The sequence below is a fragment of the Streptomyces sp. NPDC026206 genome (genome assembly GCF_040638465.1).
In the GTDB taxonomy this organism is placed as follows: Bacteria; Actinomycetota; Actinomycetes; order Streptomycetales; family Streptomycetaceae; genus Streptomyces.
On sequence record NZ_JBEZYL010000001.1, the window covers coordinates 584,958 to 608,051 of the forward strand.

Consider the following 23,094-nt stretch of genomic DNA (forward strand, 5'->3'; position numbering starts at 1 on the left):
AGCGCCGGTCCCGCGGCCTTCGGATGAAGGCCGGCGCGGGCCGGTGCGGCACATGGTCCGGCTGAGACGCTATCGCGATCTGCGGTTCCGCGCCGCAGGCCCACGACTGTCACTCATGGTAAACCCATGAGCACGGACAGTGGGTAGGGTCGTGCGGTCTCAAATCGAAAGAGAAATCGGCCTGTTGGGATTTTCGTCACTCTGCGCGAGTGCCGCAAGGGCCCGGAGCGGTTCTCCCGACATCCGTCGTACCGTCCAGTCGTCCATCGCCTCGGCGCCCAGGGATCCGTAGAAGGCGATCGAGGGGGCGTTCCAGTCCAGCACTGACCACTCGAAACGCTGGTAGCCCCGGTCCACGCAGATCCGGGCGAGCTCCGCCAGGAGTGCCTTGCCGTGGCCGCCGCCGCGGGCCTGCGGCCGTACGTAGAGGTCTTCGAGGTAGATACCGTGCGTACCCGTCCACGTCGAGAAGTTGCGGAACCACAGCGCGAAGCCGACGGCCTCGCGGACCGCGAGGCCCTCGCCGTCCGTGATGTCGTCACTCTCCGCTATCAGGGCGAAGGCCGCCGGATCCTGCCCGAAGAGCGCGTCGCGCAGCTGTTCCTCGGTGGCCCGCACCTCCTCCAGCGCCCGTTCGTAGTCCGCCAGTTCGCGGATCATCGCGTGGAGGACGGGAACGTCGGCGGGCGTCGCGGATCGGATCATGGAGGAATGCTAGCGGGCACCTGTGACAACGGCCCGGGCCCGCCCGGCCCGCGCTCAGACGATGTGCTTGTCCACGTAGCACCAGCGCCAGCTCTGGCCCGGTTCGAAGCTGCGCATCACCGCGTGGCCCGTCTCCTCGAAGTGCCCCGTCGCGTGGCGGTACGGCGAGGAGTCGCAGCAGCCCACGTGCCCGCACTCCAGGCACAGCCGCAGTTGCACGGGATGGCTGCCCGCGGCCTCGCACTCCGGACAGGTCGCGGCCGTCGGCCGCGGTTCGGGGCGCGGCAGCTGTGGAAGATGAGAACACTCGATCATGATTGCCAGGTTAGAGCGCGTGACTGAGGACGGCGGGAGACAGGCGGGGACCCATGGACGTCATGCCACTGCTGATCCTCGTCGCGGGCGGCGCGGCCATCGCCGGTGCCGCCCGTCGTACACCCGTGCCCGCGCCGCTGCTGCTCGTCGCGGCCGGGCTCCTCGCCGCGTACGTACCGGGCGTACCGGACTACGCCCTCGAACCCGACGTGGTCCTGCCGCTGCTGCTGCCGCCCCTGCTGCACACCGCCGCGCTCGACAGCTCGTACCTCGACCTGCGCGCCAACCTGCGGCCGGTGGCACTGCTGTCCGTCGGCTACGTGCTCTTCGCGACCCTCTCCGTCGGCTACGTCGCCTCCCGCGTGGTGCCCGGACTGCCGGCCGCCGCGGCCCTCGTGCTCGGCGCGGTCGTCGCGCCGCCCGACGCGGTCGCCGCCACGGCCATCGCGCGCCGCCTCGGACTGCCCTCGCGGATCACCACCATCCTTCAGGGCGAGTCCCTGGTGAACGACGCCACCGCCATCACCGCCTACCGGGTCGCCCTCGCCGCCGCCGTCGGCGCGGGCGCGACCTGGGCGGAGGGCATCCGCGAGTTCGCCGTCGCGGCCGTCGGCGGCATCGGCGTCGGGCTGATCCTCATGGTGCCGATCCACTGGCTGCGCAAGCACCTGCGCGAGCCGCTGCTGCAGAACAGCCTCTCCCTCCTCATCCCCTTCGTCGCCTACGCCGCCGCCGAGCAGGTCAAGGCTTCCGGGGTGCTCGCCGTCGTGGTCGTCGCGCTGTACCTGGGGCACCGCTCCTGGCAGGTCGACTTCGCCACCCGCCTCCAGGAGGCGGCCGTATGGAAGATGGTCGCCTTCATCCTGGAAACCGCTGTCTTCTCGCTGATCGGCCTTCAGCTGCCCGTCGTGCTGCGCGACCTCGGCGAGTACGGGCTCGGGGAGGCCGCCTGGTACGCGGTCGCCGTCTTCGTCGCCGTCGTCGCCGTCCGCTACCTCTGGGTCTTCCCGGCCACGTTCCTGCCGCGCACCCTGTCCGCCCGCATCCGTGAGCGCGAGCCGGACACGACGTGGAAGGCCCCCGTCGTGGTCGGCTGGGCCGGGATGCGGGGCGTGGTCTCCCTCGCCATCGCCTTCTCCATCCCGGTCACCACGCACAGCGGCGCGCCCTTCCCCGGCCGCAACCTGATTCTCTTCCTCACCTTCACCACGGTGATCGGGACGCTGGTCGTGCAGGGGCTCACCCTGCCCCTGCTGATCCGCCGTCTCCGGCTGCCCGAGCGCGACGCCGGCGCGGTCACCCTCGCGGAGGCGCAGGCCCAGAGCGAGGCGTCCGCGGCCGCCGAAGCCCGCCTCGAAGAGCTGCTGTCCGACGACCGCAACGCCCTGCCGCAGCCGCTCGCCGACCGCCTCCGCACGGTCCTGGAGCGGCGCCGCAACGCGGTCTGGGAGCGGCTCGGCGCGGTGGACGAGCGGACGGGCGAATCGGTGGACGACACCTACCGCCGTCTGGCGAGGGAGGTCATCAGTGCCGAACGCGAGGTCTTCGTGGCGCTGCGGGACGCCCGGCGCATCGACGACGAGCTGCTGCGGACGCTGCTGCGCAGGCTGGACCTGGAGGAGGCGGCGGCGTACCGGGAGGAGGGAGGTGCGGGCTGAGGCGGGCTGCCGTGGGCGGGGGCGGGGGTTGGCCGGTTGACGGGGGCGGGGGCCCATCGTCACGGCGACCCCGTCACCACCGCCACCACCGTCGTCCCCGGCGTGAAGGCCCCCTCCCCGGCGAGCGTCGTCAGGCCGTACAGCATCTTCGCCACATACAGCCGCTCCAGTGGCAGCCCATGGCGCGCGGTGAAGTCCTCGGCGAAAGCCTCCAGCTCCGGCGGGCGCTTGGCGTAGCCGCCGCCGTGGAAGCGCTCGTCCAGGCTCCAGTCGCCGCACCGGCCGCCGAATGCCTCCTGCTGCAGGCGGAGTACCTCCTCGCCCAGGAAAGCGCCCTTCAGCACCGGGAAGCCGATCGCCTGCTGTCCTGCGGCCAGTCCTGCCGCCAGGCCCGCGAGCGTGCCGCCCGTTCCGCAGGCCACGCCCGCCACGTCCGCCACGCCGCGCAGCTCCTGCCCCAGCGCGGCGCAGCCCCGTGCCGCGGCCGCGTTGCTGCCGCCCTCGGGGATGACGAAGCAGTCCTCGCCGGCCAGGGCGGCCAGGACGTCCGGTTCCGCCTTGCGGCGGTAGGTGGCGCGGTCCACGAAGCGCAGCCGCATGCCGTCCGCCGCGCACTGCCGCAGGGACGGATTGAGGGGGCGGCCGGCCAGTTCGTCGCCCCGCACGACGCCGACCGTGGCGAAGCCCAGCAGCCGGCCCGCCGCCGCGGTGGCCCGCAGGTGGTTGGAGTACGCGCCCCCGAAGGTCAGCAGTGTCCCCTTGCCCGCGGCGGCGGCCTCGGCGAGGTTCGGCGCCAGCTTGCGCCACTTGTTGCCCGGCAGGTCCGGATGTATGAGGTCGTCCCGTTTGAGCAGCAGGCGCAGGCCGCGCCGCGCGAACCGTTCGTCCGCCAGCTCCTGCAGCGGGGACGGCAGCTGCGGCCGCAGGGCGTCGGGGCCGGCCGCGCCGGGGGGATTGTCGCTGGTCACACGGTCCATTTTGTACTCTTGCCCGGCCAGGACCGAGCGAGGAAAGCGCAGAGCAGCAGTGGACTACCAGGCCGTACTCGAAGAGGTCGCCGCCTTCGCCCGTCCACTGATCGGCCGTGGTCAGGTGGCCGACTACATTCCGGCGCTCGCCGAAGTGGAAACCACCCGCTTCGGGATGGCCGTCGCCGACATCGACGGCGGCGTGTACGGCGTGGGGGACTGGGAGCGGCCGTTCTCCGTGCAGTCCATCTCCAAGGCGTTCAGCCTGGCGCTGGTGCTGGCCGAGGGCGGCGACCGGATCTGGGACCGGGTCGGCACGGAGCCGTCCGGAAACCCCTTCAACTCCCTGGTGCAGCTCGAATACGAGCACGGCATTCCGCGCAACCCGTTCATCAACGCCGGTGCGCTGGTCGTGACCGACCGACTGCAGACGCTGACCGGTGACGCCAGTACCACGATGCTGGAGTTCCTGCGTGCGGAGAGCGGCAACCCGGACGTCTCCTTCGATCCGTCCGTCGCCAAGTCCGAGTCCGAGCACGGTGACCGCAACGCGGCGCTCGCCCACTTCATGGCCAGCTACGGCAACCTCGACAATCCGGTGCCGACGGTTCTGGAGCACTACTTCTGGCAGTGCTCCATCGAGATGAGCTGTCGCGACCTGGCCCTGGCCAGCGGCTTCCTGGCGCGGCACGGCCTGCGCGCGGACGGCACGCGGCTGCTGCCGCGCCGCGAGGCGAAGCAGGTCAACGCGGTCATGCTGACGTGCGGGACGTACGACGCGGCGGGGGACTTCGCCTACCGGGTGGGCCTGCCCGGCAAGAGCGGCGTGGGCGGCGGCATCGTCGCGGTGATACCGGGGCGGTGCACGCTGTGCGTATGGAGCCCGGGACTGGACGCGCGCGGCAACTCGGTGGCCGGCGTGGCGGCACTGGACCACTTCACGACCCTTACGGGGTGGTCGGTCTTCTGAGGCGGCGAGGCCCGTCCCACCCCGGCCCCGCCCACCGACAACCGGCCCCGCCCCCTACGGGCAGCGGATGACCTGTCCCGCGTACGACAGGTTGCCGCCGAAGCCGAAGAGCAGGACCGGTGCGCCCGGGGCCACCCGGCCCGATGCCACCAGCTTGGACAGCGCGAGCGGAATGCTCGCCGCCGAGGTGTTGCCGGACTCCGTCACATCGCTGGCGACGATCGCGTTGACCGCGCCCAGCTTCCGGGCCACCGGCTCGATGATCCGCAGGTTCGCCTGGTGCAGGACGACCGCCGCCAGATCCTCCGGCCGGACGCCGGCGCGCTCGCACACCTGCCGGGCGATCGGCGGCAGCTGGGTGGTGGCCCAGCGGTAGACGGACTGGCCCTCCTGGGCGAAGCGGGACGGGGTGCCCTCGATCCGTACGGCGTGCCCCATGCCGGGCACCGAGCCCCACACCACCGGCCCGATCTCCGGCTGAGCCGCCGCCGTGATCACGGCGGCGCCCGCGCCGTCACCGACCAGGACACACGTGGTGCGGTCGGTCCAGTCGGCGACGTCGGTGAACTTCTCGACGCCGATGACCAGCGCGTTCGTCGCGGCCCCGGCGCGAATGGAGTGGTCGGCGGAGGCCAGGGCGTGGGTGAAGCCGGCGCAGACCACGTTGAGGTCCATCACGGCCGGCGAGGGCAGGCCCAGCTCGGCGGCGACGCGCGCGGCCGTGTTCGGGCTGCGGTCGACGGCGGTGCAGGTGGCGACGAGGACGAGGTCGATGTCGGCGGGCTCGAGGCCGCTGCCGGCCAGGGCCTTGGCGGCGGCCTCGGTGGCCATGGAGGCGACGGTCTCGTCGGGCGCCGCGATGCGGCGGGTGCGGATGCCGACGCGGGAGCGGATCCACTCGTCGCTGGTGTCGACCATGGTGGCCAGCTCGTCGTTGGTGAGCACCCTGGCGGGCTGATAGTGGCCGAGGGCCAGTACGCGCGACCCGGACATCGGCGGTTCCTCCTGCGAGGGCGAGTGGTGTGACCTCCCAGTGTTGACTCTGCGCGGCCGGGAGCCGGGTGTGTGATCCACCAATGTTCCGGCGTGATAACTGGCGCAATCGGCAGGGGCCCGGCCGCCGGAGCGGCCGGGCCCCTGTCCGGTCAGCGGTGGGATCAGCGCAGCGAGAGCGCCGTGCGGAGGGTGGTGAAGAGCTCGGTCTGGTCGGTGACGCCGAGGACGCGCTGGGCCTGCGGGCCCTGCGCGGCGATGCGGACCTGGGTGCCGGTGTGCTCCTGCGCCTTGCCCGGGGTGTTGGTGGAGTAGTTCACCTTCAGCTGCCGGCCCTCATCGGTGACCAGCGTCGAGGAGAGGCCGGGCGGGTTGGCCTCCAGCGGCACGATCTGGCTGCTGTGGCCGTGGTCGGCGGTGGTGACGACCAGGGTGTCGGGGTGCTTGGCGGCGTAGTCCCGGGCGATCTTCACGGCGCGGTCGAAGGCGGCCGTCTCGCCGATCTGGCCGCACGGGTCGGCGGCGTGGTCGCGCTTGTCGATCGAGGCGCCCTCCACCTGTAGGAAGAAACCATTCTTCTTGGCCTTGGGGGTGTCCAGGAGCTGGAGCGCCCGGCGCGTCTGCTCCTCCAGGGCGGGCGTGCCTGCCTTGCGCTCGGGGTTGCTCGTCACGCAGCGCTGCGCGTCGGTGCCGCCGACGGCCGCGGCCTTGCCCGTCCACTCCACGGGGACGTTGCCGGGGGCGAACAGGCCCAGCACGGGCTTGCCGGAGCGGGCGGCCCCCAGGCCCTTGGAGTCGGTCACGACCTGGTAGCCCAGCTTCTCGGCCTGCTGGGTGACGGTCAGACCCCGGTAGCGGCCCTCGGTGATCTTCTGGTCGAAGCGGTCCTTGCCGCCGCCCAGCAGCACGTCAACCTTGTGGTTGACGCTCTGTTCGGCGATGGAGCCCGGGCCGCCCTTGGCGACGGTGTCGTCCGGGCAGGCCTTCATGTCGGCCGGGCCCGCGCAGCTGCGGTCGGTGGCGTGCGAGGCCAGCACGGCCGGGGTGGCGTCGGTGAGCTCGGCGGTGGTGACGCTGCCGGTGGCCAGGCCGTTGCGCTGGGCCAGCTCCAGGACGGTGGTCATCGGCTTGTCGGTGCCGGGGGTCTTCGATATCCGGCCGTTGACCGTCTTCCGCCCGGTGGCCCAGCCGGTGCCGCTGGCGGCGGAGTCCGTGACGTAGTCCGGCTTGCCGTCCTTGTCCACGGAGTACGTCGTGTACGCGCCCGTCAGCGGGAACTTGTCCATGTCGAGCCGGCCGGCCGCGCCCACGGTGTAGTCGCGGGCGAGGGTGATCTCCGAGTCGCCCATGCCGTCACCGATGAGCAGGATGACGTTCTTGGCCTTCTTGGGGCCGTGGCCCGTGACGTCCGACAGGCCGCCGTACCCGGACGCGGCGGCCGCGGCGGGAACCGCGACGCTGGCGACGAGCAGTGCGGCGGCGCCCCAGGCGAGACGACGTCGGTACGGACGAGAACCCATGGTCAATTCCTCCTAGCCGGTCCGGGCGGGATGCCCGGCCGCAGGAAGCTCACCAGGGGAGGGTGTACCGCGGGGGACGTACAGGTGACGTGGAGGTCACCGGGCGCTGTCGACGGGGCTGTTGGAAGCCGGCGCCGGTGCGCCGTCGTCCTTCATTGCGGCCGCCCCACCGCCTCTCCACTCTTGCCGGGCTCGGCAGGTTCCTTGAACCCCGTCTCTGTCACGACTGCCCACCATAGTTGCCAGATTGCGCAACTGGACAACCAAAGTGGGTAGCAGCCCGTCTAACCCGGCGACACGGCACGGACCGGGGGAGCGGATGAGGGCGCGGATGAGGGCGCGGACATGACTGGCAGGCGAGGCATACCCAGGCGTCGCCGGACCCGGGCGGCCGCTGCCGTCGTGGTGTCGTTCCTGGTGCTGCTGGCCGCCGGCGCCGGGTGGCTGTACCTGAGGCTCAACGGCAACATCGCCACCTTCGACGCGGACGGCCTGTCCAAGAACCGTCCCGGCGCGGGCGTCGCCGGCCAGAACGTGCTGGTCATCGGCTCGGACTCGCGCGCCGACGGCAACAGCGCCCTCGGCGGCGGGGAAGGTGACGTGGGCCGTTCGGACACCGCCTTCCTGCTGCACGTCTACGGCGACCGCGAGCACGCCGTAGCCGTGTCGATCCCCAGGGACACGCTGGTGGACATCCCGCCGTGCAAGCTGCCCGACGGCAGTTGGACCGCCGAGCAGCGGCACGTGATGTTCAACTCCGCCTTCTCGCTGGGGGAGTCGGCCAAGGGCAACCCGGCCTGCACCCAGAACACCGTCGAGAGGCTCACCGGCCTGCGCGTCGACCACACGGTCGTCGTCGACTTCAAGGGCTTCTCCGCGATGACCTCCGCCGTGGGCGGAGTCGAGGTGTGCGTGCCCAAGGACGTCCACCAGGGCGACCTCGATCCCCACCTGGGCTCGCGCGGCCCGCTCGTCTTCCCCAAGGGGCAGCAGAACATCTCGGGTCAGAAGGCGCTGGACTACGTGCGCGTACGGCACGGAATCGGCGACGGTTCGGACATCGGGCGCATCCAGCGGCAACAGGCGTTCCTCTCCGCCATGATCAAGAAGGTGCGCTCCCAGGGCTTCGACCCGACCACGCTGCTGCCGCTCGCCGACGCGGCCACCAAGTCGATGACGGTGGATCCCGGGCTGGGCTCGGCGAACAAGATGCTGTCGTTCGCGATGTCGCTCAAGGACGTCGACCTGCACAACATGAAGTTCCTGACCCTTCCCTGGCGCTACGACGGCAACCGCGTCGCGATCGTCCAGCCCGACGCCGACACGCTGTGGGCCTCGCTCAGGGCCGACCGCACGGTCGACGGCAAGGACGCGGGCAAGGGCACGGGCAAGGGCAAGGCCGGGTCCGGCGGCGGGCCGGGCGCGCCGTCACCCCCTGCACCGGGGCCCGTCTCCGGCGCCGGGGTGAAGGTCTCCGTGCGCAACGCCACCGACGTCACCGGCCTTGCCGCCCGCGCCGCCGGCATGCTCAAGGACCACGGCTACGAGGTCACCGGCACCGCGACGGACCGTGACCGCGACGCGGCGAGCACCGTGATCGAGTTCGGCCCGGGCGAGGCCGGCCACGCCCGGGCCCTGGCCCGCCTCTTCCCCGGTGCGTACGTCCGGGGTGCCGCCGCGGACGGGATCTCGCTCCTGCTCGGCCGTGACTACGCGGCCGCACCCTCATCCGGTCCGGCGGGAGCGTCGCCCTCGCCGTCGGCATCGCCCTCGCCCTTGCCCGGAACGCTGTCCTCCGACGTCGTGAGCGGCGTCCGGTCGGCGGACGACGACCCCTGCGCGAACCTCTCGTACGGCTGACCGGGCGGTAAGGGCGGCAGGGAAGGGGGCGGGCCGGGAAGGGAACCGTATGCCTGTTTGGTCCGTTTCCGTGGTAGGTGCAGAGTAGGCAGTGAGTGCGCAGTGAGAGCAAAGAGCAGGCCCTTCCCCAGGAGCCCAAGGAGCCACACCATGTCCGCCACCGCCGTTCACCGGGCGCTGCCCAGGCCCGTACTGGCCCTGATCGTCGCGCTCCTCACCTGGGCGGGCGCGGTGCTCTGCGCCCCGGCCGCCGCGCACGCCGACTCCGCCGTCGGCACCGCCGCCGGACTGGACAGCGCGGCCGAAACGCTGCGCAAGAGCCCCGTCTACGTCGACCCCAGGGCCGCCGACCAGCTCCCGGCGGCCGACGCCGACGCCCTGGCGAAGAAGATCAAGGACGCGGGCAAGCCGGTCTTCGTGGCCGTTCTCCCCAACTCTCCCGACTACCCGAAGGCCACGGTCCTGAAGGACCTGCGCACCAAGGTCGGCATCGCCGGCGTCTACGCCGTCCACCTCGGCGGCGCCTTCAACGCGGCCGCCGACCGCTCGGTGATGTCCCGCAACGCCGTCACCAACCTCGTCGGCTCCGTCCAGCGCTCCGGCGGCGACACCAAGGCCCAGGTGAACAGCTTCGTCGACCAGGCCGACCGGCTCGCCAAGGGCCGGGCGCCCGGCTCCTGGGGCGTGGAACCCGAGGGCATCGGGGCCGCCGGGCTGATCACCGGCGGCGTGGTCGTCGTGGCGGGCGGCGCCGGAGCGTACGCCTTGTACAGGCGGAACAAGCGCCGCCGCGAGGAGCGCGAGCGCCGCGAACTGGACGCCCTGCGGGTGGTGGTCGACGAGGACATCACCGCCTTCGGCGAGGAGCTGGACCGGCTGGACTTCTCCCCCTCGGAGGCCGGCGCCACGGACGGGATGCGCACGGACTACGAGTACGCGCTGGACGCCTACGAGGAGGCCAAGGCCAAGATGGCCGCGGCGACCAGGCCGCAGGAGGTGCAGGGCGTCACCGAGTCGCTGGACAACGGCCGGTTCGCCCTCGCCACGCTGGCGGCGCGCCGCTCCGGCGCCCCGCTGCCCGAGCGGCGGCTGCCGTGCTTCTTCGACCCCCGCCACGGCCCCTCGGTCCAGGACGTGCAGTGGGCGCCGCCCGGTGCGGCGGCCCGGACGGTACCGGCCTGCGCGGCGGACGCGGCGCGGCTGGCGGAGGGCGAGGAACCGCTGTCCCGGCAGGTCCAGACCGCGCAGGGCCCGCAGCCGTACTGGAACGCGGGCCCCGCCTACGGGCCCTGGGCGGGCGGCTACTTCGGCGGTGGCCTGCTGCCGGGGATGCTGATGGGCACGATGCTGGGCAGCATGCTCAGCGGGCCGGCGTACGCGGCCGGCCCCGAGGCGGGCGGGCCGGACGGCGGTGACTTCACCGGTGCGGACTACAACTCCGACGACTTCTCCGGGGGCGGCTGGGGCGACGGCGGCGGTGGTGGCTTCGGCGACGGCGGCGGTGGCGGCGACTTCGGGGGCGGCGGCTGGTGAGCCGGTGAGCGGGCGGGTTGACTTTGCCCCTTGCCCCGCCCTTTCACCTCCCCAGCTACCGCTGGGGGGTGCCCTCAGGTCCTCAATCGCCGGACGGGCTGGAATGGCCCCGGGGCCGTCGCGCCAGCCGGAGGCAGCCCGCATACAGCCCCAGCACCACCCCCACCAGCCCGTAATACCGCGGCGGCAGCGCCGACATCGACAACATCGCGCCCACCGGGGACAACGGCAGCAGCAGCCCCACCACCGCCAGGTCCGCCACCGCCACCCCCACGGGCCGCCCCGCGGGCCCCGCCCGCAACAGCAGCATCACCAGGGCAGCAGCGTCGGCCGGGTGCGGGGCCCGCTCGCCAGGGCGCGCAGCACCTCCAGCGTGGTGCCGGCGCCCTCGTCGTGGGCCGCAGGGGCGTCAGGCGCCCAGGCCGCGGAGGCGTCCGGCACCGGCACCCGCGCCGGCACCCGACCTGCGGTCGGCGAGCTGGCCGACCATGAGCCGGACGATGGTCACGACGTCGGGGTCGTCCACGAGGTACACCACCCGGCGCCCCTCGCGCCGGGACCGCACCAGCCCCGCCAGCTTCAGTTTCGCCAGGTGCTGGCTGATCGCCGGCAGCGCGCCGCCCACCCGCTCGGCCAGCCCGCTCACGTCGCTCTCCCCCTGGGCCAGCGCCCAGACCAGGTGCAGCCGGGCGGAGGACGCGAGCAGACCGAAGGCGGCGGCCGCCTCGGCCAGGACCTCGGCCGACGGGTCGCTCGTGCCGTCGAAGGGCCCTTCGAAACTCTCGAAGCTCCCGACGCCTGCCGTCACTGTCGCTCTCCCGTCCACGTCGGGCGTCCCTACGCCCGGGAAGGCCCCAGTCTAGGCACCGCCGACCGGGCCGGCGGCGTGACATGCACCCACCGCACGCTGGGCAGCTCTATCGACAGGAATCGGTCACAAAGGGGAGGGCATGGAAATCTCAGGAGTTATCAGTGCGATCGTGATCGGGGCGATCATCGGTCTGCTGGGCCGGCTGGTCGTTCCCGGGCGCCAGAAGATCGGCGTGCTGGCAACGGTCCTCGTCGGCCTCCTGGCGGCGTTCGTGGGCGCGTGGATCGCCCGTCCGCTGGGCCTGTACGACCACAGGGGCCTCTTCTGGGTCGTGTGGATCACCCAGATCGCGCTCGCGGCCCTGGGCATCGTCGCGCTCGAGCGCTTCCACGCACGACGGCAGCACTGAGAGGAGTCCGGGCCGTGGTCAGGACAGCTTGCCGTCGTAGTCCGGCAGCTTGAAGGTCCTCTCCGCGTGTCCGCCGGCCAGGTCCGTGGTGTTGTTACCGATGTTGGCGATGATCGTGTAGCCGTTCGCCTCGATCTCCGCCCGCTTGGCGGCCTTGTACGTGCTCACGTCCCGGAACAGGTCGGGGAGGTGGCGCACGTACAGGCCGCTGACGGGGTAGCCGACCTGGCGCAGGTTCCATTCCGTGACCGGAACGAGGATTCCGGGGCGGGCGGTCACGAAGAAGACCGCAGCGCCGCGGGCGTGGGCGTAGCGGGCCAGTCCGAGGACGGACCGGATCGCGGGGGTGGGCAGGGCCGCCCAGTGGAAGTCCGTTTCCAGCGAGCTGTTGTCGATGTCCAGGACGATGGCCTGCTTGTGGCCGCGCGGGTCGGCGGTGCGCTCGGTGATGTAAGGGGTCGCCCGGTCGACGACCGCCGCGACGTCGCGCTGCCAGCTGTCGTAGTCGACGCCCTTGAGGCCGGCGGTGCCGCTGGTCGCGGTCGCGGCGCGGGAGGGGGCCGCTTCGGCGGCGGTGGTGGTCGCGCCCAGGGTGGCCAGGGCGGTGGCGGCCACGACGGCCGCGGCGGTGCGGAGCGCTCTGATCGTCTCGGTCATGCGTGGCATGCTCACGATCGGCGGTGACCGGACGGGGAAGTGCTGCTTACGCGCGGGTGAACCGGTGCGGGACCTTTGTGCCGCGGACGGCCCCGCGGTGCGATGCCGATGGGGCCCGCAGTCGCTCACCCCCGCACTAACTGCTGTGTGGCGTACGCCTGTTGGTCAACATGCGTATGTTTTCGGCCAGTAGGCAACCGCTGCCACTCCTGAATGCGACGTACCGGGGGACTGTGGTCCTGATCGTTCGCCAATTCATGGGGGAATACATGCGAATGAGAAGAACAGCGCGCCTTGCCGCCTGTGCGGTGGTCGCCGCCGCCATGGGACTCGGGGCGGCGCCCTCGGCCCTGGCCGCGCAGAGCCGCACCGCCGAGGGGGCCGCGATGCCGGCCGCCGATGCCGCCCCGCTGCACCGGATCGCCGAGAGCTATCTGCAGCAGCGCGCCGACACCGTCACGGCCACCGGCCGCGCCCGCGTCGCGCCCGAGCCGCCGCAGCAGGCGACGGCCGAGCTCGCGAACCGGCTCAAGGGTGAATTCCGGCAGCTCGCCGCGCAGGGACGCGCCTACGAGAAGGCCAGCGGGGGCTACACGCGCGCCGAGGTGAAGGTCACCCCGGGCGAGGCCACCGAGGCGGGCGGCACCGCCACGGTCCGGCTCACCGAGGACACCAGACTGCACTACCCGAACGTCCGGCAGGGCGACCCGGAGGCCGAGGAGTACTCGGTGGGGCACACCCTCACCTTCACCCGCGACGCGGCGGGCCGCTGGCTCCTGGCCTCGGACAAGCCCGACCTGGGCACGGGGGACGTCACCACCTACCTCGCGGCACCGGCGGAAGGGCCCAAGGAGCCCGACGCCGACGCGGAGGGCGGGAGCGCGCAGCGGTCCGCCGTCACGGCCCGCCCGCAGAAGCCTGCGGAGGCCGCGAAGACCGCGGCGGCGTCGTACGACTACGACGCCATGGCCTACTACGCCAACAAGTACTGGAAGAACCCGAACCGGGCCTTCCGTACGTACGACAACGACTGCACCAACTTCGTCTCGCAGGCCATGAACTTCGGAGGCTGGCACGAGACCGGTGGCAACATCTTCAACCGCAAGAGCAACAAGAGGTGGTTCTACGGCGGCCACACCTGGACCACCAGCTACACCTGGGCCGGCGCGGAGAACTGGTACTGGTTCGCCAGCAAGCACTCCGGGCGCACCAGCATCCTCCGTAACGTCTGGGACCTCCGCAAGGCCGACGTCCTGCAGGCGGACTGGGGGCCGCGGCCCAACAACACCATCGACCACACCATGATCGTCACTGCGTGGACGCCCCGTGACACCTACCTCACCTACCACACCGGCAACACGCACAACCGGAAGCTGAGCAATCTCCTGGCCAAGCGTCCCGACGCCTGGTACTACGCGCACCGCACCTGATCCGAAAACCTCATCCGCCCCTGGGGGTTCGCATGAGAACACGTCGTCGCGTCGCCGTGCTCGGCACGGCCGTCCTGTTCGCGCTGGCCGGCTGCGACAGCGACTCCCAGGGGCGGGCCAGGACGGAGCGAGAGACCGCCACCGCCTACGTCGACGCCCTCAACGCCCGGGACGCCGACGCCCTCGCGGCGCTCGGCAGGCCCGGGACCGAGGGCGCGCGTGAGGACGCCCGCGGCATCGTCGCCCAGCGGGGCGGCCGGGGGCTGAAGGTCACCGGCATGGAGGTCACCCACGAGTTCGGCCCCGGCTTCGCGGACGTCGCCATCACCGCCACGGACGGCGGGGGCCGCGACCACCGCGAAAGCCTGTCCCTCGAACGTGAGGGGAAGACGTGGTACGTCCCCCTGGGCCGCAAGGGCGGTGGCACGGCCAAGCCGTCCGCGGGCACCTCACGCTCCTGAGCGGACCGGCGCCGGCGCGGGGGAGCCGGTGGGCAGCGTGATGGTGAAGCGGGCGCCGTGGGCGCTGTCGGCGATCTCCAGGGTGCCGTGGTGGGCCCCGGCGATGCGATGGGCGATCGCGAGGCCGAGCCCGGTTCCGCCGGTGTCGCGGGTCCGGGCGTCGTCGAGGCGGGTGAAGCGCTCGAAGACGCGGCGGCGGTCGGCCGGCGGGATGCCCGGGCCGTCGTCCTGGACGCACACGACCGCCCGGCGGGCGACCGCGTCATGCGTGAGACGGACCTCGATCACCTGGACGGCGTGGCGCTCGGCGTTGTCCAGCAGGTTGCCGAGGAGGCGGGCGAGGAGAGCGTGGTGGCCGTGCAGCGGGACCGGCCCGGGGGCGGCCTCCACACGGAGCGCCAGGTGCTCCGGCACGCGGCGGCGGCCGGTCTCGTCGCGGACGAGGGCGGCGAGGTCGACGGAGCCACCACCGGCCGGGCCCGCGGAGCCGGACGCGTCGAGACGGGCGAGCAGCAGCAGGTCCGTGGTGAGGCGCTGCAGGCGCCGGGTGTCGCCGAGGGCTCCGTCGACGACGTCCCGCCAGTCGGCCCGGTCCGGGTGGGCGAGGGCGATCTCCAGCTCCGCGCGCAGCGCCGCGAGGGGGCTGCGCAGTTCGTGGGAGGCGTCGGCGACGAACCGGCTCTGCCGGTCGACGTTGGCCTCGAGGCGGTGGAGCGTGCTGTTCATCGTCCGCGCCAGCCGGGCGACTTCGTCGTCGGTGCCCGGCACCGGGACCCGGCGGTCCAGGTGGTGCGCGGTGAGGTCGGCGAACCGGCTGCGGATGGCCTCCACCGGGCGCAGTACGCGTCCGGCCGCGAACCAGGTGGCGGCCGCCACCAAAGCGGTCGTCAGGGTCACCGCGCCGGTCAGGGACCACACGACGGTGTTCAGCCGGGCCTGTTCGTACCGCAGCGGGCTGAAGACGAACAACACCGGACCGGAAGGGCCGCTGCCCCGGCGCAGGAAGGACTCCAGAACGGGGGACCGGCCTGCGGGGTCGGTCCAGGGCCACAGGGACAACGACGCCGGACCCACCTGCCGCACCATGGTCACGAGGGCCGGCTCCCGGCCTTGCAGGCCCGGCAGGGACGGCACCTCCTGGGCCGTGCGCACCTGGATCTCCAGCCGGGGATCCCCACGGAGGCGTTCGGGGACGCGGGCCGGGTCCGCGGCGGCCTCCCGGGCCGTGTCGATGTCGGCGATGCCCGTGGTCACCGTGGCGTAGTCGTGGGCCTCCTTGAGCAGATAGCCACGCATCGACACGGCGGCGACCACCGCCCCGGTGCTCAAGGGCACCAGGGCCGCGATCGTGGCGATCAGGGTCAGACGCCCGCGCATCGAGGCGGGCCGCCACCGGGCCGGCCGCCGGCGCGGCCGCTTCACCGGCGGTCGTCCTCGGCGGCCAGCCGGTAACCCACCCCGCGCACGGTGTGGATCGTGCGCCGCCCGAACGGTACGTCGATCTTGCGGCGCAGGGCGCTGACGTACACCTCCACGATGTTCATCTCGCCCTCGAACGCGGCGTCCCAGACGTGTTCGAGCACCTCGCGCTTGGCGACGACCTCGCCGTTGCGCAGGGCGAGGTATTCCAGCACCGCGAACTCCCGGGCGGTGAGGTCGATTTCGGCCTCACCGCGCCGGCATCTTCGGCGGGCGGGGTCGACCTGCAAGTCCCCGATCCGCACCGTCGCGGGCCGTTCCGGGCGGCCACGGCGTATCAGCGCCCGCAGGCGGGCGACGAGAGCGACGTAGGAGAAGGGCTTGGTGACGTAGTCGTCGGCTCCCGTGTCCAGGCCCTCGGCCTCGTCGTACTCGCCGTCCTTGGCCGTCAGCATGAGCACCGGTGTCCAGATCCCGGCCGCGCGCAACCGGGCACACACGTGGTAGCCGTTCAGTCCCGGCAGCATGACGTCCAGCACGATCGCGTCGTAGTGCCCTTCCCGGGCCAGGTGCAATCCCTCGGGCCCGTCGTGCGCGAACTCCACCGCGAATCCCTCTGCGGCCAGGCCCCTGCGCAGCAGTTCGGCCAGCCGCCGGTCGTCGTCCACCACGAGTATGCGCATACGCCCACCTTGGCCCGGCCGGGACCCGACCTGTAGATCATTTCAGGTTGCTTCAGCCTCCCTTCAGCGAGCCGCTGCCAGCATCCCTCTCGGCCGCCCCGTCCACCGTTCCTCGTGGGCAAGGCGGACCCCCAGCAGGCCGTCGCACGCCGCGACCACACCCAGATCCGGGAGTTTCCATGACCTTCGCCCTTCTCCGCCGGCCGGCCCTCGCGGCCACCACCCTCGCCCTGGCCGGTGCCACCCTGGCCGGCGTGGCATCGGCCCCCGCACAGGCCGCGCCGGCCAAGGCCGCGGCGAACTACTGCCACGTGTCGGGCCTCGGCGGCGACTACATCTGCGAATACGGCGAGGCCTGGATCACGTACCCGGCCGGCAATCGGCAGGTGTTCATCATCGGTACGGACTTCGCGGTCTGGACGCGCTGGCAGTACGCGGGCGGCAGCTGGAGCGAGTGGACCTCGTTCGGCGGCAAGCTCCGCAGCGGTGTGCGGGTGGACGGGAACAACACCTGGGCCCCGACCATCTCGGCCGTCGGCGACGACGGCGAGCGCTATTACCGCCACCGCCTGAGCAGCGGCAGCTGGACCGGCTGGCAGAGCTGACCGGCCCCAGCCCCCGCGGGCCCGTACGGCGACGGCCGTACGGGCCCGCTGTGCACCCCCGCCTGCCGGGCGGCCGTCAGGCCTTCACGCCGGCGAGCTCCGCCGCGACCATCCTCTCCATCGGGATGATGGCCAGGGCGCCCCCGACGTAGGTCGCCAGGGTCATGGCGACGGCCAGGATCACATTGCCCAGCCACACCATCGTGTCCACCGGCAGCGTGTAGACGCCCACCACCCGGGCGACGGCCTCGGCCAGCAGGGCGGCCCCCCACACCACCGAGAAGGTCCGCTCGGTCCGCCGGAAGCGCGCGGACGCGCCCACGAGCCGGTCCCAGGCAGCGTGCTTGGCGGTCTCCCCCCGGGTGACCCAGGGCCGCAGGCCGGCCGTCATCAGGGGACGGCCGGCGAACACGGAGGCCAGCACGACAAGACCGACGACGCCGCTGCCCGCGCTCTCCTTGGCGAGCATCAGACGCACATCGCCGGTGACGGTGCTGAGGAGCAGACCCACGGCGTTGACGGTGAGGATGAGGGCGGCCAGCCCGTTGAGCCGGCGGTTCCTGACGAGCCCCCAGAGGGTGCGGCCAGCGGGGAGAACACTGCTCCAGGCCAGTGCGGCCAGCGTGCTCATGCCGAAGCCGCCGCTGAGGACGTAGTAGGCGCCCATGGGGACGAGCGCATCCACGACCAGCGGCGCCAGGCTCTCCGCCAGCGCGCGGCGCCGCGTGGTGCCGCCGGGGGCCGCGGGGGCGGGGGCCGCGGGGTCCGTGGTGGCGGGGGCCTCGGTGACTGTGGCCGTCTGCATGGTGGGGAGCCTCCGGGTCGCTGCCCGGGCGCCGTACCCGGACCCCTACAGACTCGCGGGCCGGGCCACCCGGGCGGCAGAGCGGACCGTCAGGACCTCGGCATGACTTTTGTCAGGAAGCGGGACATCGGCCCCGCCGCCCGCCGCGGTACGCGAAGAGGGCGCCCCCCGAAACGGGTGGGCGCCCTCCGCCGCGAGCCGGCCGGAAAACCGGTCAGGCCTTCTTGGTCTCCCAGAAGATGCGGTCGATCTCGGCGATCAGCTCAAGCGCCTTCTCGCCCGTCTTCGGGTCCGTCGACGCCTTCGCGGTGCTCAGTGCCTTGAGGGTGTCGTTGACCAGCTGGTGCAGCTGGGGGTACTTCTCGAAGTGCGGAGGCTTGAAGTAGTCGCTCCACAGCACCGAGACGTGGTGCTTGGCCAGCTCGGCGCGCTGCTCCTTGATGACGGTGGCGCGGGCGCGGAAGTGGGGGTCCTCGTTGGCCAGGTACTTCTCCTGGACGGCCTTGACCGACTCGGCTTCGATGCGGGCCTGGGCCGGATCGTACACACCGCAGGGCAGGTCGCAGTGGGCGCTGACCTTCACCTTGGCGGCGAACAGGCGGGAAAGCATGTGCTGTCCTTCCTCGTGATCGTCTTCTCAGGTGCGAGATTACTCGGTGCGGGAAGGCTTTTCTCGAGTGCCCCGGGGGGCTCAGGGCAAAAGTCCAGTGTCAGTCTGGGACTGATGGAGGAACGGACGCGGAGGTGCCGTGGTGCAGGAGCAAGTGGACGAACGCGGGCAAGAGGTGGACCGCGAGCGCCGCGGACTGCTGCGGATCGGGCTCGCCGAGGTCTACAACCCCTCGATGGTCCCGACGCTGAACCCGGGCGACCAGCTGGTCGTGCGGTACGGGGCGGCCGTACGCCCGGGTGATGTGGTGGTGATGCGGCATCCGTTCCGGCAGGACCTGCTGATCGTCAAGCGTGCGGTGGAGCGGCGCGAGGGCGGCTGGTGGGTGACGGGGGACAACCCCCTCGTGGAGAACGACAGCCGGGAGTTCGGGGCGGTGCCGGACGAGTTCGTGGTCGCCCGGGCCTGGGCACGGCTGCGCCCGCCCCCGCGGGCGGGTCAGCGGTCGGTGGGGGCGCTGCTGTCGTGGGCGGCCTCGTCCGTGCGGCCGTTGCGGTCGTCCGTGCGGTCCGCCGCATCTCCGGGGCGTTCGCTCTCCAGGCGCTTGCGGGCGCGGTAGGCGGCGACGTTGGCGCGGGTGGCGCAGCGGTCCGAGCAGTAGCGCCGGGAGCGGTTGGTCGAGGTGTCGAGGTAGGCGTTGCGGCAGGGCGTCGCCTGACAGATGCCGAGGCGGTCGACGCCGTACTCGGTGAGGTGGACGGCCAGGCCCATGCTCGCGGTGGCGGTGTAGGTGGAACCGGCGTTGGCGGCGTGATCGGCGATGTGCATGTGCCACTTGGGGCGGCCGTCCTCGTCGCGGTGCTCGTGCCCGGAGATCTGCGGACTGACCGGGAACTCCATCAGCAGCGCGTTGAGCAGGTCCACCGCCCGCACCTCGTCGCCCTCGGCCGCCGCCTGGAAGACCGTACGCAGCCGGCCCCGCACCGACCGCAGCCGGGTCAGGTCGCCGTCGGTCAGCCGGCGGGCGGACTGGGACGCCGGGCCGAAGAGCTCGCGCACGGCCTCCAGCGAGGTGAGCGTGTCGATGCCCCGGGCCGGCTGCTCGGTGTTGACCAGCCGCACGGCGAAGTCCGAGTAAGAGGCCAGTTCCACTTTGGGTCCTTATGCAGAAGGCTGCGGTCGCAGTCAGGGGTCAGTAATGGCCTGCCTTCAATCGAGGGTATTACATGCCGTTGGCAGTTTGCTGCAAATGGGGTGGTGCACCCGGCAGCGGGCGCAGACGATGAGGACGTCCGAAAAGCTGTCGTCGTTGCCCCACGAACAGCTGAAAGCGCGGGGTACGGGCCGAAAGGCCCGTACCCCGCGCTCTCATATGTGCTGTACCTGCCGCCGGAGACCGGTCAGAGCACCTTGGACAGGAAGGACTTCGTCCGCTCGTGCTGGGGGTTGGTCAGCACGTCGCGCGGCGCCCCGGACTCCACGACGACGCCGTCGTCCATGAAGACGACCGAGTCGCCGACCTCCCTCGCGAAGCCCATCTCGTGCGTGACGACGATCATCGTCATGCCGTCCTCGGCGAGGCCGCGCATGACGTCCAGGACGTCGCCCACCAGCTCGGGGTCCAGCGCCGACGTCGGCTCGTCGAAGAGCATCAGCTTCGGCTCCATCGCCAGCGCCCGCGCGATGGCCACGCGCTGCTGCTGGCCGCCGGAGAGCTGCGAGGGGTAGTTGCCGGCCTTGTCGGCCAGCCCCACGCGGTCGAGGAGCCTCAGCGCCCGCTCCCGGGCGACCGCCTTCGTCTCGCCCTTGACCTGCATCGGCGCCTCCATGACGTTGGCCAGCGCCGTCATGTGCGGGAAGAGGTTGAAGCGCTGGAACACCATGCCGATGTCCCGGCGGTTGCGGGCCACCTCGCTGTCCTTGAGCTCGTACAGCTTGTTGCCGTGCTCCCGGTAGCCGACCAGCTGGCCGTCGACGTACAGCTTGCCGGCGTTGATCTGCTCCAGGTGGTTGATGCACCGCAGGAACGTGGACTTGCCGGACCCGGAGGGACCGATGAGGCAGAACACCTCGCGCGGGGCGACCTCGAGGTCGATGCCCTTGAGGACCTGGACCGCGCCGTAGGACTTGTGGACGCCCTCGGCCTTCACCATCGCGTTCATGCGGTGACGCCTCCCTTGGAACGGTTGCTGAAGGAGGACAGGTTCGCCTTGACCTTCTGCCAGGGGGTGAGCGGCAGGCTGCGCAGTGAGCCGCGGGCGTAGTGCCGCTCCAGGTAGAACTGACCGACGCTGAAGACGCTGGTCAGGATCAGGTACCAGGTGGCGGCGAGGAAGAGCATCTCGACCGTGGCGCCCGTGGTCTGCCCGATGTCGGAGGTGGAGCGCAGCAGCTCGAGGTATTGCGCCGCGCTCGCCGCCAGCGACGAGGTCTTGAGCATGTTGATGAACTCGTTGCCCGTCGGCGGCACGATCACGCGCATCGCCTGCGGCAGTACGATCCGGCGCAGCGTCTTGCCCTGGCTCATGCCCAGCGCGTGCGCGGCCTCGGTCTGGCCCTCCTCGACCGACTGGATGCCGGCCCGGACGATCTCCGACATGTAAGCGGCCTCATTGAGTCCCAGGCCGAGGAGCGCGGCCATGAAGGGGGTCATGAAGTCGCTCATCTCGTCCCGGTAGATCGGGCCGAGATTGATGTACGGGAAGATCAGCGCGAGGTTGAACCACAGCAGCAGCTGCACGAAGACCGGGGTGCCGCGGAAGAACCAGATGTATCCCCAGGCGACCGAGGAGGTCACCGGGTTCTTCGACAGCCGCATCACGGCCAGCACGATGCCCAGCACCAGGCCCAGCACCATGGCGAGGACCGAGATCAGGACGGTCTTGCCGAGGCCCGAGAGGACCGAGGAGTCGAAGAGGTAGTCCGGGATGGCGCTGTAGTGGACGTTCGCCGTGGCGAAGGCGTTGACCACCAGGCCCAGCAGGGCCAGGACGACGACGGCGGAGATCCATCGGCCGTAGTGCCGGACCGGGATCGCCTTGATCGCGTCGGGCGCGGTCCCGGCCTTGCCGGGCGCCGGCTTGTCGGCGGGCTCCGACGTCTCTGACGTCTCCGACGCCTTGGCAGCCGCCTTCTTGACGGAGACCTTCTCGGTGGGCTCCGGCTCGGGCTCGGGCTCCGGCTTGCCGGCCTCGGCCTTGCCTGCGGCCGGCTCGTCGGCGGGCACCTTCTCGGCCTTGTCGGCGGGCTCGGGCTTGTCGGCCTTGGCCTCGTCCTTGCCGGCGGGCTCGGCCTCATCGGCCGACTCGTCCTTGCCGGCGGCGGCGGCGGCCTCGGCCTCGGCCTCCGGCTCGGGCTTGTCGGTGCCCTTCTCGCCGGTCTCGGGTGCGGTCTCGGGCGTGGGCTCCGACTCCGGCGTGGTCTCCGGCGTGGGCTCGGGCTCCGGCTTGTCGGGCTTGTCGGGGGAAGCAGTCACGGGTGATGCCTTTCAGCGTTGCCGTACGAGGGGGACGGGGAGGCAAGCGGGGTCAGGAACCGCCGTTGACCTTGACTTCCTTGATGGCGCCGGCGTCGACGCCCCAGGTCGTGATGACCTTCTCGTAGGCACCGTTCTTGATGATCGCTTCGAGCGCTTCCTTGAGGGCGTCCCGCAGCTGGGCGTTGTCCTTCGAGACGGCGATGCCGTAGGGAGCGGCCTCCACCTGGTCACCGACCGACTCGAAGTCGTTGCCGCCGCCGGAGGTCTTCACCGCGTAGGCCGCGACCGGGAAGTCGCTGGAGACGGCGTCGACGCCACCGGCCTTCAGCCGGGTCTGGGCCTCGAGGTCGGTGTCGAACGCCTCGATGCCGATCGAGTCCTTGTCGTCCTGCTCGCACTTCTCGGACTGGGACTTGGCGAGGTCGTGCGAGACCGTTCCGCGCTGGACGGCGATCTTCTTGCCGCAGAGGTCTTCCCAGCCCTTGATGTCCTTCGTCTCGCCCTTCTTGGTGTAGAGCGAGACGCCGGCGTTGAAGTAGTCGACGAAGTCGACTCCCTCGGCGACCTTCTTCTTGGTCTTGGGGTCGATGCCTTCCTGGCGGTCCTTGGTGTCGGTCATCGCGGACATGGCGATGTCGTACCGCTTGGAGCGCAGGCCGGTCAGGAGGGCGTCGAAGGTGCCGTTGTTGAACTCGACCTTCACGCCGAGTTCCTTGCCCATGGCGGCGGCGATGTCGGGGTCGATGCCGACGACCTTGCCGTCCTTCTTGAATTCGACGGGCGGGTAGGCGATGTCGGAACCCACCTTGAGGACCCCGGCGTCCTGGATCCTCTTCGGCAGCTTGCCGAACAGGGGAGCCGAGGAGCCCTTCGAGGTTTCGGTGGCGCCGTTGCTCACCTTGTCACGCTGGTCGCCACAACCGGTCAGCAGCAGGGTGCCGGCGACCGCGATCGCGCCGGCAGCGGCCAAACGACTCCTGGCGGCGGCCGGGCGGGGGGTGGTGCTTGCGGTCATTGCTGGTTCCTCCTGCGGGTGAGGGGATTTCAGTCTGGTAACGCTGCAATCACGCAATACACGGGCGATGCCGCAGCACACTTCCTCGTGAGCCGCGACCTCGTGCAGTCTGCGCATCTTGCCATCCGGACTGCCCCATTCGGGGGGCCAGCCATGTCAAAATCGGATAACGGGTGATCCCCGCGCGGT

General features: G+C 71.6%; 25 protein-coding genes and 1 pseudogene. 9 read left to right on the forward strand and 17 right to left on the reverse strand.

Annotated elements, in window-relative coordinates; genetic code table 11:
- Positions 1-159: 159 nt before the first annotated feature.
- Both AB0F13_RS02740 and AB0F13_RS02745 read right to left on the reverse strand, forming a co-directional pair.
- The gene (locus tag AB0F13_RS02740; protein WP_362073954.1) at positions 160-705 is read right to left on the reverse strand and encodes a GNAT family N-acetyltransferase; all 546 of its coding nucleotides are present in this window, start codon (positions 703-705) and stop codon (positions 160-162) included.
- A gap of 54 nt (positions 706-759) precedes the next feature.
- Positions 760-1,020, reverse strand: a complete 261-nt coding sequence (locus AB0F13_RS02745; protein WP_362073957.1) for a UBP-type zinc finger domain-containing protein — start codon at positions 1,018-1,020, stop codon at positions 760-762.
- A 53-nt stretch (positions 1,021-1,073) separates the two neighbouring features.
- On the opposite strand from AB0F13_RS02745, the gene AB0F13_RS02750 reads away from it, so the two are divergent.
- Entirely contained in the window at positions 1,074-2,678 is a 1,605-nt protein-coding gene (locus AB0F13_RS02750; protein ID WP_362073960.1) for a Na+/H+ antiporter, read from the forward strand.
- Positions 2,679-2,737: 59 nt separating this feature from the next.
- Here AB0F13_RS02750 and AB0F13_RS02755 read toward each other — a convergent pair whose 3' ends face one another.
- Entirely contained in the window at positions 2,738-3,655 is a 918-nt protein-coding gene (locus AB0F13_RS02755) for a pyridoxal-phosphate dependent enzyme (RefSeq protein WP_362073963.1), read from the reverse strand.
- Positions 3,656-3,704: 49 nt separating this feature from the next.
- On the opposite strand from AB0F13_RS02755, the gene AB0F13_RS02760 reads away from it, so the two are divergent.
- Positions 3,705-4,616: a glutaminase gene (locus tag AB0F13_RS02760; protein WP_362073966.1), complete on the forward strand. Its 912-nt coding sequence runs from the start codon at positions 3,705-3,707 to the stop codon at positions 4,614-4,616.
- Positions 4,617-4,670: 54 nt separating this feature from the next.
- Here the strand turns inward: AB0F13_RS02760 and AB0F13_RS02765 are convergent, their stop codons facing one another.
- Positions 4,671-5,609, reverse strand: a complete 939-nt coding sequence (locus AB0F13_RS02765) for a beta-ketoacyl-ACP synthase III (protein ID WP_362073969.1) — start codon at positions 5,607-5,609, stop codon at positions 4,671-4,673.
- 164 nt (positions 5,610-5,773) lie between these two features.
- Positions 5,774-7,129: an alkaline phosphatase gene (locus AB0F13_RS02770; protein WP_362073971.1), complete on the reverse strand. Its 1,356-nt coding sequence runs from the start codon at positions 7,127-7,129 to the stop codon at positions 5,774-5,776.
- 345 nt (positions 7,130-7,474) lie between these two features.
- Here AB0F13_RS02770 and AB0F13_RS02775 point away from each other — a divergent pair, with 345 nt between their 5' ends.
- Positions 7,475-8,989, forward strand: coding sequence for an LCP family protein (locus tag AB0F13_RS02775; RefSeq protein WP_362073974.1), 1,515 nt, complete (start codon positions 7,475-7,477; stop codon positions 8,987-8,989).
- Positions 8,990-9,139: 150 nt separating this feature from the next.
- On the forward strand, positions 9,140-10,522 hold the full coding sequence (locus AB0F13_RS02780; protein ID WP_362073977.1) for a hypothetical protein: 1,383 nt from the start codon (positions 9,140-9,142) through the stop codon (positions 10,520-10,522).
- Positions 10,523-10,604: 82 nt separating this feature from the next.
- Here AB0F13_RS02780 and AB0F13_RS02785 read toward each other — a convergent pair whose 3' ends face one another.
- Genes AB0F13_RS02785 through AB0F13_RS02795 form a run of 3 tightly spaced genes read right to left on the reverse strand, consistent with a single transcriptional unit; the run spans position 10,605 to position 11,330 of the window.
- The gene (locus AB0F13_RS02785) at positions 10,605-10,835 is read right to left on the reverse strand and encodes a hypothetical protein (RefSeq protein WP_362073980.1); all 231 of its coding nucleotides are present in this window, start codon (positions 10,833-10,835) and stop codon (positions 10,605-10,607) included.
- The gene (locus tag AB0F13_RS02790) at positions 10,832-10,963 is read right to left on the reverse strand and encodes a hypothetical protein (protein WP_362073982.1); all 132 of its coding nucleotides are present in this window, start codon (positions 10,961-10,963) and stop codon (positions 10,832-10,834) included. Before AB0F13_RS02790 ends, AB0F13_RS02785 begins: the two co-directional genes overlap by 4 nt.
- Positions 10,932-11,330, reverse strand: coding sequence for a metalloregulator ArsR/SmtB family transcription factor (locus tag AB0F13_RS02795; RefSeq protein ID WP_362073985.1), 399 nt, complete (start codon positions 11,328-11,330; stop codon positions 10,932-10,934). The genes AB0F13_RS02790 and AB0F13_RS02795 overlap by 32 nt, the downstream gene beginning before the upstream one ends.
- Before the next feature lie 142 nt (positions 11,331-11,472).
- On the opposite strand from AB0F13_RS02795, the gene AB0F13_RS02800 reads away from it, so the two are divergent.
- Positions 11,473-11,742: a GlsB/YeaQ/YmgE family stress response membrane protein gene (locus tag AB0F13_RS02800; protein ID WP_362073988.1), complete on the forward strand. Its 270-nt coding sequence runs from the start codon at positions 11,473-11,475 to the stop codon at positions 11,740-11,742.
- Between the two features lie 18 nt (positions 11,743-11,760).
- Here AB0F13_RS02800 and AB0F13_RS02805 read toward each other — a convergent pair whose 3' ends face one another.
- The gene (locus AB0F13_RS02805; protein WP_362073990.1) at positions 11,761-12,399 is read right to left on the reverse strand and encodes an HAD family acid phosphatase; all 639 of its coding nucleotides are present in this window, start codon (positions 12,397-12,399) and stop codon (positions 11,761-11,763) included.
- Positions 12,400-12,674: 275 nt separating this feature from the next.
- Between AB0F13_RS02805 and AB0F13_RS02810 the strand changes: the two genes are divergently transcribed.
- Positions 12,675-13,829 (forward strand): amidase domain-containing protein, encoded by a 1,155-nt coding sequence (locus AB0F13_RS02810; protein WP_362073993.1) that lies wholly within the window; start codon positions 12,675-12,677, stop codon positions 13,827-13,829.
- A gap of 32 nt (positions 13,830-13,861) precedes the next feature.
- A complete protein-coding gene (locus AB0F13_RS02815; RefSeq protein WP_362073996.1) occupies positions 13,862-14,290 on the forward strand; it encodes a hypothetical protein in 429 nt (142 codons plus the stop codon).
- Here AB0F13_RS02815 and AB0F13_RS02820 read toward each other — a convergent pair.
- Positions 14,279-15,712, reverse strand: coding sequence for a HAMP domain-containing sensor histidine kinase (locus AB0F13_RS02820; RefSeq protein ID WP_362073999.1), 1,434 nt, complete (start codon positions 15,710-15,712; stop codon positions 14,279-14,281). The genes AB0F13_RS02815 and AB0F13_RS02820 overlap by 12 nt on opposite strands.
- Positions 15,709-16,392 (reverse strand): response regulator transcription factor, encoded by a 684-nt coding sequence (locus AB0F13_RS02825; protein ID WP_362074002.1) that lies wholly within the window; start codon positions 16,390-16,392, stop codon positions 15,709-15,711. Before AB0F13_RS02825 ends, AB0F13_RS02820 begins: the two co-directional genes overlap by 4 nt.
- Positions 16,393-16,571: 179 nt before the next feature.
- Here AB0F13_RS02825 and AB0F13_RS02830 point away from each other — a divergent pair, with 179 nt between their 5' ends.
- Entirely contained in the window at positions 16,572-16,997 is a 426-nt protein-coding gene (locus AB0F13_RS02830) for a hypothetical protein (RefSeq protein ID WP_362074005.1), read from the forward strand.
- A 76-nt stretch (positions 16,998-17,073) separates the two neighbouring features.
- On the opposite strand, the gene AB0F13_RS02835 is transcribed toward AB0F13_RS02830, so the two are convergent.
- Both AB0F13_RS02835 and sodN read right to left on the reverse strand, forming a co-directional pair.
- Complete coding sequence (locus AB0F13_RS02835) at positions 17,074-17,802, reverse strand: VC0807 family protein (RefSeq protein WP_362074008.1); 729 nt, start codon at positions 17,800-17,802, stop codon at positions 17,074-17,076.
- A gap of 214 nt (positions 17,803-18,016) precedes the next feature.
- Positions 18,017-18,412 (reverse strand): superoxide dismutase, Ni, encoded by a 396-nt coding sequence (sodN, locus tag AB0F13_RS02840; protein WP_362074010.1) that lies wholly within the window; start codon positions 18,410-18,412, stop codon positions 18,017-18,019.
- A gap of 142 nt (positions 18,413-18,554) precedes the next feature.
- On the opposite strand from sodN, the gene sodX reads away from it, so the two are divergent.
- Entirely contained in the window at positions 18,555-19,031 is a 477-nt protein-coding gene (sodX, locus tag AB0F13_RS02845; RefSeq protein WP_362074498.1) for a nickel-type superoxide dismutase maturation protease, read from the forward strand.
- Positions 19,032-19,075: 44 nt separating this feature from the next.
- Here the strand turns inward: sodX and AB0F13_RS02850 are convergent.
- From AB0F13_RS02850 to AB0F13_RS02865, 4 genes and pseudogenes are all read right to left on the reverse strand, one after another.
- A pseudogene (locus AB0F13_RS02850) lies at positions 19,076-19,564 on the reverse strand (ABATE domain-containing protein); the annotation flags it as partial.
- 248 nt (positions 19,565-19,812) lie between these two features.
- Complete coding sequence (locus tag AB0F13_RS02855) at positions 19,813-20,565, reverse strand: amino acid ABC transporter ATP-binding protein (RefSeq protein ID WP_362074501.1); 753 nt, start codon at positions 20,563-20,565, stop codon at positions 19,813-19,815.
- A 5-nt stretch (positions 20,566-20,570) separates the two neighbouring features.
- Positions 20,571-21,455 (reverse strand): amino acid ABC transporter permease, encoded by an 885-nt coding sequence (locus AB0F13_RS02860; RefSeq protein ID WP_362074504.1) that lies wholly within the window; start codon positions 21,453-21,455, stop codon positions 20,571-20,573.
- A gap of 484 nt (positions 21,456-21,939) precedes the next feature.
- Positions 21,940-22,905, reverse strand: a complete 966-nt coding sequence (locus AB0F13_RS02865) for an ABC transporter substrate-binding protein (RefSeq protein WP_362074013.1) — start codon at positions 22,903-22,905, stop codon at positions 21,940-21,942.
- Positions 22,906-23,094: the final 189 nt, after the last annotated feature.

Bases quoted from the DNA above. Each gene is read 5' to 3' on its own strand.
- AB0F13_RS02755 (WP_362073963.1), bottom strand. From the start codon at position 3,655: ATGGACCGTGTGACCAGCGACAATCCCCCCGGCGCGGCCGGCCCCGAC.
- AB0F13_RS02810 (WP_362073993.1), top strand. From the start codon at position 12,675: ATGAGAAGAACAGCGCGCCTTGCCGCCTGTGCGGTGGTCGCCGCCGCC.
- AB0F13_RS02830 (WP_362074005.1), top strand. From the start codon at position 16,572: ATGACCTTCGCCCTTCTCCGCCGGCCGGCCCTCGCGGCCACCACCCTC.
- AB0F13_RS02835 (WP_362074008.1), bottom strand. From the start codon at position 17,802: ATGCAGACGGCCACAGTCACCGAGGCCCCCGCCACCACGGACCCCGCG.
- AB0F13_RS02805 (WP_362073990.1), bottom strand. From the start codon at position 12,399: ATGACCGAGACGATCAGAGCGCTCCGCACCGCCGCGGCCGTCGTGGCC.
- AB0F13_RS02800 (WP_362073988.1), top strand. From the start codon at position 11,473: ATGGAAATCTCAGGAGTTATCAGTGCGATCGTGATCGGGGCGATCATC.
- sodN (WP_362074010.1), bottom strand. From the start codon at position 18,412: ATGCTTTCCCGCCTGTTCGCCGCCAAGGTGAAGGTCAGCGCCCACTGC.
- AB0F13_RS02855 (WP_362074501.1), bottom strand. From the start codon at position 20,565: ATGGTGAAGGCCGAGGGCGTCCACAAGTCCTACGGCGCGGTCCAGGTC.
- AB0F13_RS02825 (WP_362074002.1), bottom strand. From the start codon at position 16,392: ATGCGCATACTCGTGGTGGACGACGACCGGCGGCTGGCCGAACTGCTG.
- AB0F13_RS02865 (WP_362074013.1), bottom strand. From the start codon at position 22,905: ATGACCGCAAGCACCACCCCCCGCCCGGCCGCCGCCAGGAGTCGTTTG.
- AB0F13_RS02740 (WP_362073954.1), bottom strand. From the start codon at position 705: ATGATCCGATCCGCGACGCCCGCCGACGTTCCCGTCCTCCACGCGATG.
- AB0F13_RS02750 (WP_362073960.1), top strand. From the start codon at position 1,074: ATGGACGTCATGCCACTGCTGATCCTCGTCGCGGGCGGCGCGGCCATC.
- AB0F13_RS02780 (WP_362073977.1), top strand. From the start codon at position 9,140: ATGTCCGCCACCGCCGTTCACCGGGCGCTGCCCAGGCCCGTACTGGCC.
- AB0F13_RS02745 (WP_362073957.1), bottom strand. From the start codon at position 1,020: ATGATCGAGTGTTCTCATCTTCCACAGCTGCCGCGCCCCGAACCGCGG.
- AB0F13_RS02765 (WP_362073969.1), bottom strand. From the start codon at position 5,609: ATGTCCGGGTCGCGCGTACTGGCCCTCGGCCACTATCAGCCCGCCAGG.
- AB0F13_RS02775 (WP_362073974.1), top strand. From the start codon at position 7,475: ATGACTGGCAGGCGAGGCATACCCAGGCGTCGCCGGACCCGGGCGGCC.
- AB0F13_RS02770 (WP_362073971.1), bottom strand. From the start codon at position 7,129: ATGGGTTCTCGTCCGTACCGACGTCGTCTCGCCTGGGGCGCCGCCGCA.
- AB0F13_RS02815 (WP_362073996.1), top strand. From the start codon at position 13,862: ATGAGAACACGTCGTCGCGTCGCCGTGCTCGGCACGGCCGTCCTGTTC.